General features: G+C 45.0%; 14 protein-coding genes. 13 read left to right on the top strand and 1 reads right to left on the bottom strand.

All coding sequences use genetic code 11. From position 1 onward, the window contains the following. Positions 1 to 119: 119 nt before the first annotated feature. Positions 120 to 1409, bottom strand: a complete 1290-nt coding sequence (locus MHB71_RS12385) for a Gfo/Idh/MocA family oxidoreductase (protein ID WP_036608810.1) — start codon at positions 1407 to 1409, stop codon at positions 120 to 122. Positions 1410 to 1536: 127 nt separating this feature from the next. On the opposite strand from MHB71_RS12385, the gene MHB71_RS12380 reads away from it, so the two are divergent. From MHB71_RS12380 to MHB71_RS12320, 13 genes are all read left to right on the top strand, one after another. Further along, positions 1537 to 2439 (top strand): AraC family transcriptional regulator, encoded by a 903-nt coding sequence (locus MHB71_RS12380; protein ID WP_340029756.1) that lies wholly within the window; start codon positions 1537 to 1539, stop codon positions 2437 to 2439. Next, a complete protein-coding gene (locus MHB71_RS12375; protein WP_340029755.1) occupies positions 2436 to 2882 on the top strand; it encodes a RidA family protein in 447 nt (148 codons plus the stop codon). Before MHB71_RS12380 ends, MHB71_RS12375 begins: the two co-directional genes overlap by 4 nt. A 127-nt stretch (positions 2883 to 3009) precedes the next feature. Continuing rightward, positions 3010 to 3429 (top strand): aminoglycoside phosphotransferase family protein, encoded by a 420-nt coding sequence (locus tag MHB71_RS12370; RefSeq protein WP_340029754.1) that lies wholly within the window; start codon positions 3010 to 3012, stop codon positions 3427 to 3429. A 30-nt stretch (positions 3430 to 3459) separates the two neighbouring features. Continuing rightward, complete coding sequence (locus tag MHB71_RS12365; RefSeq protein ID WP_340029753.1) at positions 3460 to 5682, top strand: class I SAM-dependent methyltransferase; 2223 nt, start codon at positions 3460 to 3462, stop codon at positions 5680 to 5682. Further along, positions 5679 to 6257: a histidine phosphatase family protein gene (locus tag MHB71_RS12360; RefSeq protein ID WP_340029751.1), complete on the top strand. Its 579-nt coding sequence runs from the start codon at positions 5679 to 5681 to the stop codon at positions 6255 to 6257. Before MHB71_RS12365 ends, MHB71_RS12360 begins: the two co-directional genes overlap by 4 nt. 60 nt (positions 6258 to 6317) lie before the next feature. Next, the gene (locus tag MHB71_RS12355; protein WP_340029750.1) at positions 6318 to 6614 is read left to right on the top strand and encodes a 3'-5' exonuclease; all 297 of its coding nucleotides are present in this window, start codon (positions 6318 to 6320) and stop codon (positions 6612 to 6614) included. A 24-nt stretch (positions 6615 to 6638) separates the two neighbouring features. Continuing rightward, complete coding sequence (locus MHB71_RS12350) at positions 6639 to 6980, top strand: hypothetical protein (RefSeq protein WP_340029749.1); 342 nt, start codon at positions 6639 to 6641, stop codon at positions 6978 to 6980. A gap of 22 nt (positions 6981 to 7002) precedes the next feature. Then, positions 7003 to 7377, top strand: a complete 375-nt coding sequence (locus MHB71_RS12345) for a hypothetical protein (protein ID WP_053061528.1) — start codon at positions 7003 to 7005, stop codon at positions 7375 to 7377. Between the two features lie 178 nt (positions 7378 to 7555). Further along, positions 7556 to 8560 carry an ABC transporter substrate-binding protein gene (locus MHB71_RS12340; protein WP_340029748.1) on the top strand — a complete coding sequence of 335 codons (1005 nt, stop codon included), beginning with the start codon at positions 7556 to 7558 and terminating at the stop codon, positions 8558 to 8560. 99 nt (positions 8561 to 8659) lie between these two features. After that, a complete protein-coding gene (locus MHB71_RS12335) occupies positions 8660 to 10330 on the top strand; it encodes a helix-turn-helix domain-containing protein (protein ID WP_340029747.1) in 1671 nt (556 codons plus the stop codon). A 566-nt stretch (positions 10331 to 10896) separates the two neighbouring features. Further along, entirely contained in the window at positions 10897 to 11214 is a 318-nt protein-coding gene (locus tag MHB71_RS12330; protein WP_340029746.1) for a hypothetical protein, read from the top strand. Between the two features lie 189 nt (positions 11215 to 11403). Then, complete coding sequence (locus MHB71_RS12325; RefSeq protein WP_340029745.1) at positions 11404 to 12480, top strand: fibronectin type III domain-containing protein; 1077 nt, start codon at positions 11404 to 11406, stop codon at positions 12478 to 12480. 251 nt (positions 12481 to 12731) lie between these two features. Continuing rightward, positions 12732 to 15104 (top strand): putative PEP-binding protein, encoded by a 2373-nt coding sequence (locus tag MHB71_RS12320; RefSeq protein ID WP_340029743.1) that lies wholly within the window; start codon positions 12732 to 12734, stop codon positions 15102 to 15104. The last annotated feature ends 100 nt before the right edge of the window (positions 15105 to 15204 follow it).

The following is a 15204-nucleotide window of genomic DNA, read 5'->3' as shown; positions in this document are numbered from 1 at the left end:
AGATTTCCTCCTTCTACCGAGTCAACTTGCGTGCAGATTAATTATAAAAATATAAAAAAGACTGCGTGATATGCGCAGCCTTTAAATGAAATTAATAATGTAGTGCAGACCTGGGAGACTTAGAAACGAACCAGATTATTGACATTGACAGGCAAACCCGTCGCGATGGCGCGATTGGCAGCAATACCCGTCAGAATGGATCTGGCACCGTCCACGTGGTTAGCAGCGCGATGATACGGATCTTCAACAGGCTCTCCAAACAGATCATTCAGCAGAACCGGGTCACCTCCGCCATGTCCACCTGCTTTTTCTTCCACTTCAACCTCATATGGCGCATCAAACATTGGAAGAACCCGCAACGTTTTACCGATCAATGCACCTTCTTTACTCTTGTCACCCAATGAGTTGACATAGGATTGCTCCACAATGTTCATCTCAATCCGGCCTTTGGTGCCATTAATGGCAATGCGGTAACCTTCCCATGGCTGGTAGGCGACGAGGGAGTAGGTCAGAATGGCTTTGTTCCGATACTTCACAAGAACTCCCATTGTATCCTCAATGTTGATGCCATCCCCAAATACACTCTGATCGCGCTGGTAACCATCTTCCGATTCGGCATCCAGATACATGGACTTCATATGTGCGTCTGAATCCAAATGCAGTGCAAAAGGGTCATCCTTTGCGATCGGGTTGCCGGTTGCCCGGTTGTAGAATTGCGTTACACCGCGTTCTTCTGCGTTTTCTCTGCCGTAATACATCAGATCACCAAATGCAAACACGGTATCCGGTTGCGAGCCAATCCAGAAATTCACCAAATCGAAGTGATGGGTGGATTTGTGCACGAGTAATCCGCCGCTATTACGCTTGTCCCGATGCCAACGGCGGAAATAATCTGCCCCGTGGCGGGTATTCAGCAGCCATTCAAAGTGAACGGAAGTGACTTTCCCGATGGTATCATTCAGAATAAGTTCTCGAATCTTAGTATGGTGCGGTGCATAACGGTAGTTAAAGGTGACTCTTACGTTCTGGCCAGTCCGCTTGACAGCATCCAGAATCTCCTGACATTTCTCCTCATCGATGGTCATCGGTTTTTCGGTGACAACGTCACAACCCAGTTCCATCGCACGAATGATGTACTTGTGATGGGTGCGGTCAACACTCGTTACGATGACATAGTCAGGTTTCTCGTTCTCAATCATCTGATCAAACTGATCTGCAGGATAAGTGGGTACCTCAGGATACTCGTACTTTTCCTTCAATAGTTGATTCGCGTAGTTCATGCGGACTTGATTTATATCACAAAAGCCGACAAGCTCGGATGTATCTCTATAATCCCGGGTCAAAGCACCATAAAAAAATTCGGCGCGGCCGCCAGTTCCGACTAATACATAACGTTTCTTGTTACTCATGTCTATCGCCTCCTTGAATATAGCTCTAGACTATAACAAGGGAGTACTTCTTTCGCCGCATTTTATGCGTAACCGCTTTCAAATGCCGCATATTTTGCTATAATTTATGGAAAGGAGAGAGGGCGACATGACAGAACCTTTCAGTGCAGATTTTCATGATCCCTCGGATTTACTGCACATCGAATATGATCGTCGCATTGGATATTTCTCGATGACGGATGACCACCTGCATGATCATTATGAGTTGTATTACCTGTTGTCTGGTGAGCGCATCTATTTCATTAAGGACCGGACCTACCGGGTAAAGGCTGGCGATCTGGTGTTTGTTGACCGAAATACGGTTCATAAAACATTGGAGAGTGGCATGCCTGACCATGAACGGATGGTGCTATATTTGAAGCCTGAGCTTTTTGCTGGTATGTCGATTTCACCGGACTTCGTTGAAGAGTTGAAGGAACCCTTCTGTTGGGAGATTCCCATCGTAAGATTTCCTTCACAGGTCACGGAGGTTCTAGAGCGGATGGTTAGCGAAATGGTGGATGAAATGCTTCGTCCTCAACCTGGAAGCAACCTGCTGCTCCGTCACCGGGCTGTTGAATTGTTGCTCCATGCCTATCGTAATCAACACTTGGGCAGGTTAAGCTCCGATGATCGTGAGCCGGTTCTTCATCCCAAGACACAGGCAGTTGTACGTTACCTGAATGAGAACTATCAGAAACCACTGACATTACCAGAGGTGGCGGGCATGTTTCGCATTAGTCCGCATTATCTGAGTCGATTGTTCAAACAAACGACGGGCTTTACCTTCAGTGATTATCTGAATCTGTTACGGGTGAAGGAAGCACAGCGTTTACTGCGAGAAAGTGAAGAATCCATTACGGACATCGCCTGGCTTGCGGGGTTCAGTAACTTCTCTCATTTTGGGAAGATGTTCAAACGTACCGTTCAGGTATCACCAAGAGTCTACCGACAGGAATACAAGGAATCGGGTTCCGTGAGGACCCTAAAAGAGGGAGAGAATATACGATGATTGAAGCGAGATTAAATGAACTGGGGATCATTTTGCCACAGGCAAGCGCCCCCGCAGCGAGATACGCTAATGCCGTTATTGTGAATGGTATCATGTATGTATCCGGGAAAGGACCGGATACCTCCGAACGTGGCAAACTGGGATCAGACTTCACAACTGAGCAGGGGTATGATTTTGCCCGGAATGCTGGACTGGAGGTGCTTGCTGTCGTTCGAGATGTGTTGGGTTCACTGGATCGGGTGAAGAGAGTGGTTAAAGTGCAGGGATTCATTAATGCGTCCGCTTCGTATCAGGAGCATCATAAAGTGCTGAATGGATTCTCGGATCTGATGATGGAGGTATTTGGGGATCAGGGGGTACACGCCCGTTCGGTATTCGGTGCCGTATCTGTGAGGGATAATTTGCCGCTGATCATTGATTCTATATTTCAGGTAGAGGAGTAGGTATAACGATGACAGAATCGTCTTCATTAAATCCGATCATGTTAACGATTCCCGAGAGCTTCCACACGGAACTTCTCATGATTCGACACCTTACATAGAATGGATTTTCCACTCGAAGTCGTCCAGAATGAAGACAACATTGCCTGATCAACAGCAGATCTGTCATGGCGATTTTCACCCTGATAATGTTATGCTCAGTGAGGCCGGCGACCAATACTGGGTCATCGATTGGATGACTGGTATGTCGGGTGATCCTGCGGGTGATGTGGCTCGAAGCTGGGTAATATTAATGAGTGCCACATTACCGGAAGATACAGATCCTGTTATACGAATGGGTTTTGAAACGGCTCGTGAATCGCTGGTCGAATATTACATCCATCATTATATGCAACTTTCCGGGATTACACGTGAAGCAATAGAGTCCTGGACGCTGCCAGTTGCTGCCGCGCGTCTTGACGAGGATCTGCCCGCTCAAGAGGTGGAACAGCTGCTCAAGTTTGTTCAGGAACGTATCCGTCGGTTAGACGAATCTAACGATATTATATAAAAAAGGTAGAGAAAGAGAGGGGACATATTTATGCTGCATTCATTAAAGGCCATACAATCATACAAGTCAGGTAATACGCCGGAAGCCCAGCAGCTATGGCTGCAACTGCTGGCAGCAGCGGAGAAACCCCATATTAACCTCGAACGCATTCATTCCATTGCCGAACTTGAGGGAACAAATCCGGTACTGGACTACACCGAGCGTACACTTCACGTACTGGAGGAGCTTCAGGTTTCTTTTTGGGTGCGAGAAATTCTGGAGGACGTATTAATCTGGTCAGAGACGGCGAAGGCCGGATCACGGGAGCAACGGCGGGTATGGCAAAAGCAGGGCGTTAACTTGTTTGTACACAATGTGGGGTCCGCTCAGTTATATGATCTATACGCAGGGGCAGAGCACCTGGATAATGACATCGGTAAGACCAAAGAAACGAGTATAAATCAACCCGGTTCTCCGGGCGATGCCTTAAGTAAGAATGCGGATATAAGCGAGCATGATGCGCTGAATACACACACTCCAAGGCATGAGATTATACGTACTCTAATTGCTACACATGGACTTATTGGTCAATACATACGGGGTGAGATTCCATTTGCCGAAAATGCTCCGCTTCACGGCTTGATCGTCAAAGGATGGCTTACTACAGATGAATTGCACACCATACTGATGGCATTAAATGAGTGCATTATTGCAGGCGTTGATCGAGCGTTATGGAATCAGGTTCAGGCTGAGGTACAGCGAATTGTAGGCTGGATTATCACCGGACCGAATCATGAGGACTGGAGCGTGAAGGAACGGTTATCCCGCTTAAGAAGTTCTTCCATTCGGCAAGGAGAAGCTATGGATACGGCTTATGCCAAGCTCCAAACGGAACTGGATGTAGAACAGGCGCTGGCTCCGCTCGCTCATCGCACATTATGGTATGTGGAATCGGCCATGCAGGATTTTTCGTTGCAGGAGATGGTGAAAGTGTTCCTGTTGACGCTTCGCAGCGAGAGCATGCATCCAACATCCATGGAGAGTCGATCTGAAATCGTTCGCCATATCAGCTTCGAACCATTGATGAATACGATGTATTACGACTACAGGGGCGTCAAGAAGCTCAATATTTACAAGAAACGAATGATTGAAAAATATTTGGAACAGTATTCGTGGGAACAGATTGTGTCAGGAGAGCAGATCGTCTATCCCCATCTAACCCATCGCATTGAGCGTCATGCGGATCTGCCGGATACACTGTTTGTGACCTTTGAATTTTCTCCAGCGGCGGAGAAACTGATTGCATTCTGTATTGAAGCTGAAAAGTCGCCGTTATACGAGAAGGCTGTACTGCTGTTATTTGACCTGTTCGGATTACGCCGGGATGCCTATGACCGTTTCCACAACGAAGAGACGTATTTATCCGATATGAACAGCTCCGGTGATTACAAAAAAGTACTGCTCGACTATATCGTTGGTAAACGAGTACTGGATATTGGTCCAGGTGGAGGAATTCTGCTGGATCTGATTGAGCAGGAAAAACCGGAAGTGGAGCCGATTGGTATCGATATCTCAGCCAATGTCATTGAAGCGCTGGAACGCAAAAAACAACGTGAGGGACATCGCTGGCAAGTGATGAAGGGCGATGCCCTACAACTGGAGCAATATGTGCAGCCGGGCACAGTGGATACGGTTATTTTTTCATCCATTCTGCATGAATTATATTCATATATTGAACTGGACGGTCGAAGATTTAATTCCGATACGGTTGTAGCAGCGCTGAGAAGTTCATTCCGTGTGCTGTCACCTGGAGGAAGAATTCTGATTCGGGATGGGATCATGAGTGAGCCGGAGGCGCAGAAGCGCCGGATTCGTTTCCTGGAACCGGATGGGATGCGCTGGCTGGAGCGGTATGCAGAGGATTTTCAGGGACGTGCAATTCAATATGAGCGGGTCTCAGACAATGAGGTCGTATTGCCGATCAACGATGCAATGGAGTTTCTCTACACCTATACGTGGGGAGAAGAGGCATACGTGCATGAAATTCAGGAACAGTTCGGTATATTCACGCCGACAGCCTATGAGAACTGTATTCGAGAAGCGCTGGGTGAACAAGCCGAGATTATTACGTTCCGACATTTTCTCCAGGAGGGGTACACGGAAGCACTTGGAGAACGAATGATCTTCATGAAGGAAAATGGTGAGCCTGCGCCTTTGCCAGACAGTACCTGCCTGATTGTCCTTGAGAAGAAAAAAGGGTTGGCGGATGAATGATGAGTGAGACCAGTACGTTTTTGTATTTTGTCAGACATGCGGAGTCTCGATATGTTGAAGGACAGGAACGCGAGCGTGGACTGACAGAGCAAGGTCATCAAGATGCGGGAACGGTTGCCAGTCTGCTCCATGGGGAGCAGATTCAACTGTTTTATTCTAGCCCCTACAGGCGAGCGGTAGATACGATTCAGATTCTGGCAGATTGGTCAGATGGAATTGTGGTGACAGAGGAAGATTTGCGTGAACGCCAGTTGTCGAGTTCAGATGTGAAGCATGCTAATTTTCGTGAAGCCAAGCAGCAGTTGTACCGTGATCCTACGTATGCGTATTCAGGTGGGGAGTCTAGTGCACAGGCTCGCTCAAGGGCAGTAGCGGTAATCGAGAAAATTTTGGATAAACATGTGGGTCACAAGGTAGTCATCGGAACCCATGGAGATGTCATGACACTTATTTTACAACATTATGATTCTTCCTACGGTTATGATTTCTGGGAGAAGACTACGATGCCGGACATCTATAAGTTGCAGTTTGATGTAACGCGCAAGTTGGTCCAGGTCACCCGATTGTGGGAGTGACAGAGTTATATATGAGAAATGCATTAACCAGAATGATAGTGGGGAGGAGTGAGTTGGCGGATGAAAATTACGCTTTTGCCTGATACATACTTTATTGAAAATCTAAGCGTATCTTCATTACAGGATAGAATGTACTGCATATTTGATCTCGAAGGTACAGGCATTAATCCTGTGGTGGAGAGTGTGACTCAATTTGGTGCGATGCATTACCAAAGAGGTCATCAATGCAAGACAACATTTTCTTCACTTACACGCGCGAACAAACCAATACCAGAACCTGTGGCGAAATTAACAGGAATTTCGAATGAGGAAATGTTGGAGGCTCCGTCGTTCGTAGAAGCATTTCAGGAATTTTAGAAATTTATTGGTGATAACGTTCTTGTGACACAAGCTGGATATGAATATGACCTACCTATTTTGAAGCGGCATTGTGATGAGTATGGGCTTCCGATGTTGACCAACCCGGTGCTCGATACAAAAGCGATGTTCACCTACATTCATCCTGAGATTAACGAGGTCGTCTCTACAGATTTTCTGATTAGGTATTACGATCTAAATACAGATGGAATTCACAGGCACAATGCTTTGGTAGATTGTGGTGTGATTGCTGGTATCTTTGAAAGTATCCTTAGCGAATATGAGGAACTTCAATTGGATCATTTTATAGCCGATCCAAAGCAGATGATGAAACGTTTCGTTATACCAGAGATGTATCTGACTTGACGAGGAACTGGAGGAGAGATCAATGAGCAAAACGGATGTGGAGAAGCTACTGTTGGATCTTAACGAGGGACGGATTCTGACCCAGCAGACATTCGAAGGATTGGATGTGGAAATTTACTTGGATGAAAGGGATGCTTCTGCATTTGCTGACGAGTGGATGCAAGCTTTTGTACGATGGGCTCAAGATACCGCGGTAGCTGAAGAAGAGGTGTTGCGCGCATGCAGGGAACAGGCGTTTAAACAGACCTTGGCTCTCACTGGCGAACCTGAGTTAGCGGGGTATGTGAGTGATGATATGGGTTTAATTGGTGCTGCATTGTTACAGGGTACGGCGAACGATTTCTTTGTGGATCAGCTGTTGGAAAGTTATCGTCAAGGCAGGTTGCCCCTGCGATAAGCGGGGGAGGACCAACAGGGTTGTTTTCGTTTGTATAAAAAAACAACATCAAATGTACATTGTGGGTCGGCTGAGGCATAAGGTACAATTCACCTAAGCAATCGATGAGAATGATAATCATTATATGTGAAATATTCTCACGGTTACATCAACAGATCACATAGGGGTGAAGGGTAACATGGTAGGTTTAGTTAAAGGTTTCAAAGGGTGGGCGATTACATTACTGCTCATGGGTCTGGTTGTTTCAGGATGTAGTACAAATACCGCTACGAATGCGGAACAGACTCCTGCAACTGCAACGGAAAGTGCGGCTTCTGGAGAAAATACTTCTGGAAACGAGACAGAGCCTGCGACACGAGTTGTACAGGATGAATTTGGAGATGTGACGATTCCGGTTCAACCACAGCGGATTGCTGGAATATATGTGGAAGATTATTTGAAGGCGCTCGATATTACACCTGTAGTGCAGTGGTATAACCCGATGTGGGGTGTACAGGATTATTTAGGACTGGATGTTCCTCAATTTGATACTACGGGGAGTATTGAAGCTTTGTTGGAATATGATCCGGATCTCATCATTGTAGATGGTGGGGTAGATATGGAGAAATATGAGATGTACTCCAAGGTGGCACCGACATATCGTCTGCCTGAGAGCGTACTGCAGGATTCGAATCAAATTTTGAAAACCATTGCCGATGTTGTAGGGAAACCGGACAAGGGTGAAGAAGTTGCTGCGGCATTTAAGGCCAAGATTGCAGATGCTAAGGCGAAGTTGCAGGAAGTGGTTGGAGACGAGACTGTCGCAGTTGTCCGACTGAATGTTAACGATGATACACTGGCACTGTTCGGTGTGAAAAATCGGTTCACCGGATTTATTTATTCGGAGCTTGGCCTAACACCTCATCCTCTGGTTAACAAGATGGAAGAATACCAGGAAATTCTGTCTGAAGAGGCCGTGCCGCAACTTGATGCAGATCATCTTATTGTGTTCCCTTCCAATGGTGAATGGTCTTCTCCTGAGAACAAGGAAGCCTTGAAGGTACTTGACAGCAAATTGTGGAAATCTCTTCCGGCCGTTAAGAACAATCAGGTATATATTATGGAAAGATCACATTGGCAATCAGGTGCGATTACAGCGAATTCCATGAAAATTGATGATCTCCTGGAAAAAATGACTCCATAATTGAATCGATTACTTAAAGAAAGTTCTTCAGCCAGGGTTGAAGAGCTTTCTTTTTTCGTATACACTATTTTAAATGATAATAATTCTCAGTTAAGGACGATGAACATGTGCCACACCATAATACAACTGATCCCCAAGCCCTGGCTATGCTCACTTCAGCATATGGAATACGTAGATCACCATAAATCTCATATCGATAAACGTTTGTTATACAGAATGTCGACTTCACACTCCATATTTGTTGTAACGTCTGGGAAAGGTTCAATAGTTTGCTCAGATCGGGAATCTCATCTGGAAAAAGGAATGATTATGTTTGTTCCGGCTGGAACATCCGTTAAAATAGAAGGTTCTCCTGGGACAGGAAGTGAATTGCAATACTATAAGCTTGATCTTATGGTGGCTGAGTTAAGCGAAGAGACTTCGAACGCTTTGTCTAGAAGAAACACGGAGGAGCAGCAGGAACTTTCCCAAAGTCCAGATTCTCCGACATTATTACCGCTTATGCAACTCAGTTACATTCCGTGGAGTTCCTGTCTGGAAGCCTTGGAACAAATACTGCGTCAACAGGTCACTGCCGATTGGCTGGAGCAATGGGAGGTACAGCTTCGTTTCCAGGAGTGGTTCCGTGTCTTAATTCGCCAGAGTGCCCCCGAAACAGAAGTACCTGATGACCGTGCCCGTCTTCAAAGTTCAATTCGTTATATTGGCGACCATTATGATCAGACGATAACCGTGGATGAGCTCGCGGCAGATATTGGTCTTACCAGAGCCAGCTACACTCGGCAATTCAAAAGGATTACGGGCAAACTTCCGCTTGAATATGTAAATGCGGTTCGGCTGGAGCGCTCGAAGCAACTATTGCAGCTGACGGATGATCGCATCCATGAAATTGCACAGAATGTGGGCTTTAGCAGCGAGTATTATTTTGGTCGCCGTTTCAAGCAATATGCTGGTATTTCACCTGGATTGTATCGCCGTCATCATCGTCAAGAGGTTCGTGTCTTTGCTCCTTATCTGGAGGACTTTGTGTTGGCTCTTGGCGTAAAACCTGTACTGCAATGTTCGCATCATTCTTGGGGCAGACAGCATTATTTGGGGTTGGATGACGTACCTGAATTTGATGTGAGCCAGATGGATGCACAGTTTAATCTGGGCAATGTACCTGATTTTATCATGCTGGACAAGGGATATGATCGATGGAATCTGGACCGCTTCGAGCAGGTAGCACCTACGTTTTACGTGGAACATCTGGGAGAAGATTGGCGCTCCATTTTGAGATCGACCGCCGATGTATTGGGAAAGGTGAATCGGGTTCAAGATGTAATTGGTGCGTATGAGGACAAGGCAATGGAAGCTAAGAGTCGGTTAGCACGTTATATGCGTGGTCAAACAGTAGCTTTTTTGCGTATATCTGCTTCGGATATTACTCTCTATGGGGTTCAGCAGGGCTATGTCGGACCTGTAATTTATCAGGATCTTGGACTGACTCCCCACTCCCGTGTGCAGCAATGGACAAGACACGAGCGGAGGATTTTCATTGGATTGGACCAGTTAAGTCAGCTTCATGCGGATCACTTGTTGATTACATTTGACACTGGAAATTCTGCTAAACCTGGAGAGGAGCGCGAACTGCTCGATAGGGATGAATGGAAACGTCTGCCTGCGGTGAAGAGCGGTAATGTGTATGAGGTGGACTTTATGTCGTGGATGAATTACGGTGTGATCTCACATGGGAAGAAGATTGAGGATGTACTGAGGTTTATGGCGTGATAATGAATGGTCTGTGAAATGTTTTTCGAAAAAATCAAGAAAATCATATAATTTTCAATAATATAAATTTGTGATGTAATTCACGGGCACTCTATTAATCTACTGGTATTATCCTTTTCGTTAATCTATAATCTGCTTGTTTAATAGACTAAATAAAGGAATTTTAATTAGATTGAGGAATATATTATAACAGATAGGATATAAACTAAAGGAGCAGATCAATGATAAAGGATAAAATTCCATTATGGTTCTGGTGTATCTCGATAGTAGTTGCCATTATGTTAGTATTCAACTTGTTTCAAGTAGATTCTCGTATTAACATGCTTGCACTAGGCATTCTAAATATTGCTAATGCCATTCGGATGTGGAAGAAATATCGAAACTCAGCAATTATGTTTTTGGTAATAGGTGTTCTTTGTGCAGTTTTATTTTTCAAGTATCTATATCAATAATCATCTTGAAGCTTGACCGTCATATATATGGCGGTCTTTTTCGTTTTTAAAAATTATAACCATCCATTTTAATGTATAATATAGGAAAAATGGAATTGAAGAAAGGAACTTCCTATGCGAAAAAAAATATGGGCCTTACTTTTAGTAGTAGCTGTTATTGGGATGATTCCTGTTACAGCAATATCGACGACTACGGTTGCCGAATCGCATGAAATTTCGGGTGAAGATCTTCCTGAAAGCTTACGATATGATTCTAACCATCCAGATATAATTTATGTGAAGGATTGTGGGGTCTACGAGAAAGTGGATTCGAGTTTAGTAGATTACGGCGAAGAAGAATTTGTTTTCGATGATGTACAAAAGGTAACAGATAAAACGAATGTAATTGTTGCATATGATGCAACTTATATCAAAACAGGTGAATGGGAATAGCTAATTCATTGGATATACAATCTGGAAGCGCAAGGAGAGATTTATTCTTCTTGGGCTTTTTTTATATCCAATAAAAAAATAAATTTCAAGAATTTAGCTGAATTTTATAGATTAGCAAGTTTATGTTTAGACATATTTTCAAGTACATATTACATTAGTCACTTATTATATTAATAGGGGGATAATAGAGTGATTGCTAAGTTTAAGAAAACAGTATTTGCGGTAGTGTTATTATGTTTAATGAGCATGAACGTAGCTATGGCAGCAAATGAAGAAGTAGCTACAGTAGAAGGGATGCAAGGAATTTCACCTCCAAAGGAAACAGTTGTAACAGTAAATGGTACATATAGTGCGAATTATGGTAAAAATTCTATTGACGGTAAGTTGGGTACTCTTTGGAATTCGGGTGCAACAAAAGGAACAATTCAATATGTTTTTCCAGAGGAATTAAGTCTTAACTTTATTCAAGTTGCTGCGTATTCTAATCCTAAATCCAATAACTATTACACAGTGTACGGTTTGAAAGATGGTAAATGGATTTTGGTGAGCCCTAAAGTGGGAAGGTATGTAAATGCAACTGTTACCATAACCGAACCAGTAGCAATTACTCCAGGGGTCTACGAAGGCATCAAGGTAGAAGTAGATGGAGCGGCGTCATGGGCTCATATTAATGAACTTACGATAGGTGTAGTAGAGATGATGAATCCAAATATAATTGATCTGAAAGCAACTCCTGGAAATACTCAGGTCGGACTAAATTGGGGAGCCATAGATGGTGCAGAAAAGTATATTGTGAGGTATGGGACGGAATCAGGAAAATATACTGAAACGGTTGTTGCTACAAAAGATGAAAATGGGAACTTTGTCATTCCTGCTCTTACAAACGGAACTACGTATTATTTTGTTGTAACGACTACGATTAATGGTGTTGAAACTGAATACTCCAACGAAGCATTTGCTACTCCGTATGGAGAAGAGCTCCCTAACCCAGAACCAGAAGAACCTACAACTCCGGAACAACCAGAGGAACCTTCCACTAACCGTGCCATCTTTGTCGTTACCATGACAACGGGCTTGGAGAAGGAATTCGACCTAAGCTTGAAAGAAGTAAATGATTTCATCGACTGGTATGAAGCCAAGCAAGCTGGAAGCGGAAAAGCTTCGTATGCGATCGATAAACACGACAACAACAAAGGGCCATTTAAGAGTCGGAAGGATTATATCCTGTTTGATCGGGTGCTGACGTTTGAGGTGAGTGAATACTAAAAAATGTGAAGTTCCTCCAGCTTAGCTGAAGGGGCTTCTTTTTGCTTCCCAGTGAAATGCAACTGCTCGAAAGGCTTGTTTTATCTTATTTTAGTGTAGCGTTTACAAAAAAACAGGATAACGAGCACAAAATGCACAAGCGGATGTCCTTGACTGAACGATTGTGACATACCATTAGAGTGAAGGCTGATCTGTAACGCAGGGTTTGAAGTCTTCAAGCATAGCCATGAATGGCGGATGGGAGAGCTGCAATGACAAAACGGGTAATTCTGTTGGAAGAAGGTACGGCAGAGATGAAAGGGCTAATGGGCAGTAAAGGGGCTGATCTTGCAGAACTTATCCATGCAGGGTGGTCTGTCCCAGCCGGATTTGTAGTCACAACGGAATGCTGTCGCGAGTTCTGTACCCGTCTTGGACATCTTTCCGGTGAAGGAGAGGAAGAGATTATTAACGCGATCCGGCATCTGGAACAGCAAACCGGGAAGTTCTTCGGACATTCGGAGAATCCGCTACTACTCGCGGTACGTACGGACCAGGATCGAGCCTCAGCAACTGCGACACAATCACTGCTCAATGTTGGTCTGAATGATATTACTGTGGAAGGACTCGCACGTCAAACCGGTGATCGGTTGTATGCACTCCAATGTTATCTAGATTACTTAGAGGAATATGGACAGCTGGTATATGCAATTCCGTCTGAATTTTTCACAGAAATATCGAGTCACGTCAAGGGTCGGGATGAAACGGAACTTGAATTAACCATTACCGAATTTAAATATTTAATTGAAGAGGAGGGGCGTAACCCTTTTCCTCAAGATGTTCAACTTCAATTCAAAGAAGCAGTACGTGCGGTATATCATTCACAGCGTATTAAAGCATCCAGATCTCAGGACGAGATCATGCGTAAATCATATTACATCTCTTCGGAGCAAAGCGCTCCTGTTCTTATACAGACGATGATGCATGGAAAATGTGGAGAATCAAGCGGGACCGGAACAATATATACGTGTAACCCACTTACAGGAGAAAAGGGAATTACAGGACAATACGTCCCAACCGGGAACGCGAGCCAAACAGATCACGGCCTGGAGCGTTTACGGAATGACGAACCTGAGCTGTACACAAGTTTGCTGGAGATAGGTAGCCAGCTGGAGACGCATAAGGGAGAAGTGCAGGAAATCACCTTTGTGATTGAATCCGGCGCGTTGTATGTTGTGCAGACCCAGCCCGCACGATTATCCTCAACAGCCACACTGAGGAGTACTGTGGATTTTGTCCATGAAGGACTCCTCACCAAGGAGGATGCACTTCTTCGCATCGAACCTGCGCATATCACGGAAGTGTTGAAGCAACACTACACAGATTCTAACAGCGAAGCGAGCAATGGACATCTGCCCATACAGATCCAGCCAGTAACTAATGATGAATGTCCAGCTTATAACAACTCAGATTCACTTTTATCAGCAGATCTGCAACTACTGCTCAATTGGGCTGATGAAGTGAAAGAGTTGAAGGTACTGGCCAATATAGATCATCCACAGGATGCCATGACAGCACGGCTACAAGGGGCCGAGGGAATAGGTCTATGCCGGACGGAGAACATGCTGTTATCACCTGCGCGGTTACCATTTGTACAAAAAATGATCTTGGCAGACAGTGAGTCCGAACGCAGGCGTGGGTTGGAGCGTCTGTTGCCAATGCAGCAGTCTGATTTTGAACAAATATTCGAAGCGATGGATGGATACCCGGTAACGATACGTTTGCTCGATTCGCCTTTGCATGAACTGTTACCGGATCTGGGAGTGTTGGAGAAACGACTTGAGTGGTTACAAGCAGAGGAGTGGCAGGAGCAAAAAGACCATCAGGTTGAACTGGAGGAACTGGAGCGTGTCATTCGCAGAGCCTGTGAATTGCATGAACATAATCCGACATTGGGGCAACAGGCTTGTCGGCTGAGTACGGTGTTCCCGGAGATCGTTGATATGCAGCTGGAAGCGATATTCCGCGCAGCGGTGAAAGGCATCCGGCAAGGCTGGTGGGTACGTCCCGAGATTATGATCCCGCAGATCGGTCATGTGCATGAACTTCAGGTGATGAGAGATATGGTGGATCATGTGGCTGACCAAGTGCTTGGTGAGGAGAAGCGGCATTGTCTCTATAGAGTGGGGGCGATGATCGAAGCTCCGAGAACGGCGCTGACGGCGACTCACATTGCTCGCCAGGCTGACTTTTTCTCGTTTGGCACGGATGAGCTGACAGAGATGATATTTGGATATAGTCGCCATGAAGCTGAGAAGCGGCTCCTTCTCCTTCAACGTGATACGGACTCTCGTGCGGTAACGAATAATCCATTTCATGTGCTGGACATTGAGGGAGTCGGACAACTGATTGAGATGGCGGTAGTCCAAGGTCGAATTCGAAAACCTCATCTGAAGACAGGGATCTGCGGAGAAAATGTTGTGGATCTGGAGTCAGTTACGTTCTGCCACCGCATTGGTCTGGATTACGTAAGCTGTTTGCCTGAACAGATCCCTTATGCACGAATTGCTGCTGCACAAGCAGCCATTAAGGGACAGAGAGAGGGAGCGGACACGCAGAACACGGATATCTCTACAATTGCGTAACGATCACCCTGTCCTACACGGAACTTCCATGGAATAGCAACCAGAAAACTGTTATACTGAAATATGCGTTTTGTAAAATGAACGTAAAATTTCAGGGTAA

Source organism: Paenibacillus sp. FSL H7-0940 (assembly GCF_037979415.1).
Classification (GTDB): Bacteria; Bacillota; Bacilli; order Paenibacillales; family Paenibacillaceae; genus Paenibacillus; species Paenibacillus amylolyticus.
This window is presented reverse-complemented; position numbering and strand designations above follow the sequence as displayed.

Excerpts from the sequence above, each read along its gene's own strand:
- MHB71_RS12385 (WP_036608810.1), bottom strand. The coding sequence starts at position 1,409 with ATGAGTAACAAGAAACGTTATGTATTAGTCGGAACTGGCGGCCGCGCC.
- MHB71_RS12380 (WP_340029756.1), top strand. The coding sequence starts at position 1,537 with ATGACAGAACCTTTCAGTGCAGATTTTCATGATCCCTCGGATTTACTG.
- MHB71_RS12375 (WP_340029755.1), top strand. The coding sequence starts at position 2,436 with ATGATTGAAGCGAGATTAAATGAACTGGGGATCATTTTGCCACAGGCA.
- MHB71_RS12370 (WP_340029754.1), top strand. The coding sequence starts at position 3,010 with ATGAAGACAACATTGCCTGATCAACAGCAGATCTGTCATGGCGATTTT.
- MHB71_RS12365 (WP_340029753.1), top strand. The coding sequence starts at position 3,460 with ATGCTGCATTCATTAAAGGCCATACAATCATACAAGTCAGGTAATACG.
- MHB71_RS12360 (WP_340029751.1), top strand. The coding sequence starts at position 5,679 with ATGATGAGTGAGACCAGTACGTTTTTGTATTTTGTCAGACATGCGGAG.
- MHB71_RS12355 (WP_340029750.1), top strand. The coding sequence starts at position 6,318 with ATGAAAATTACGCTTTTGCCTGATACATACTTTATTGAAAATCTAAGC.
- MHB71_RS12345 (WP_053061528.1), top strand. The coding sequence starts at position 7,003 with ATGAGCAAAACGGATGTGGAGAAGCTACTGTTGGATCTTAACGAGGGA.
- MHB71_RS12340 (WP_340029748.1), top strand. The coding sequence starts at position 7,556 with ATGGTAGGTTTAGTTAAAGGTTTCAAAGGGTGGGCGATTACATTACTG.
- MHB71_RS12335 (WP_340029747.1), top strand. The coding sequence starts at position 8,660 with ATGAACATGTGCCACACCATAATACAACTGATCCCCAAGCCCTGGCTA.
- MHB71_RS12330 (WP_340029746.1), top strand. The coding sequence starts at position 10,897 with ATGCGAAAAAAAATATGGGCCTTACTTTTAGTAGTAGCTGTTATTGGG.
- MHB71_RS12320 (WP_340029743.1), top strand. The coding sequence starts at position 12,732 with ATGACAAAACGGGTAATTCTGTTGGAAGAAGGTACGGCAGAGATGAAA.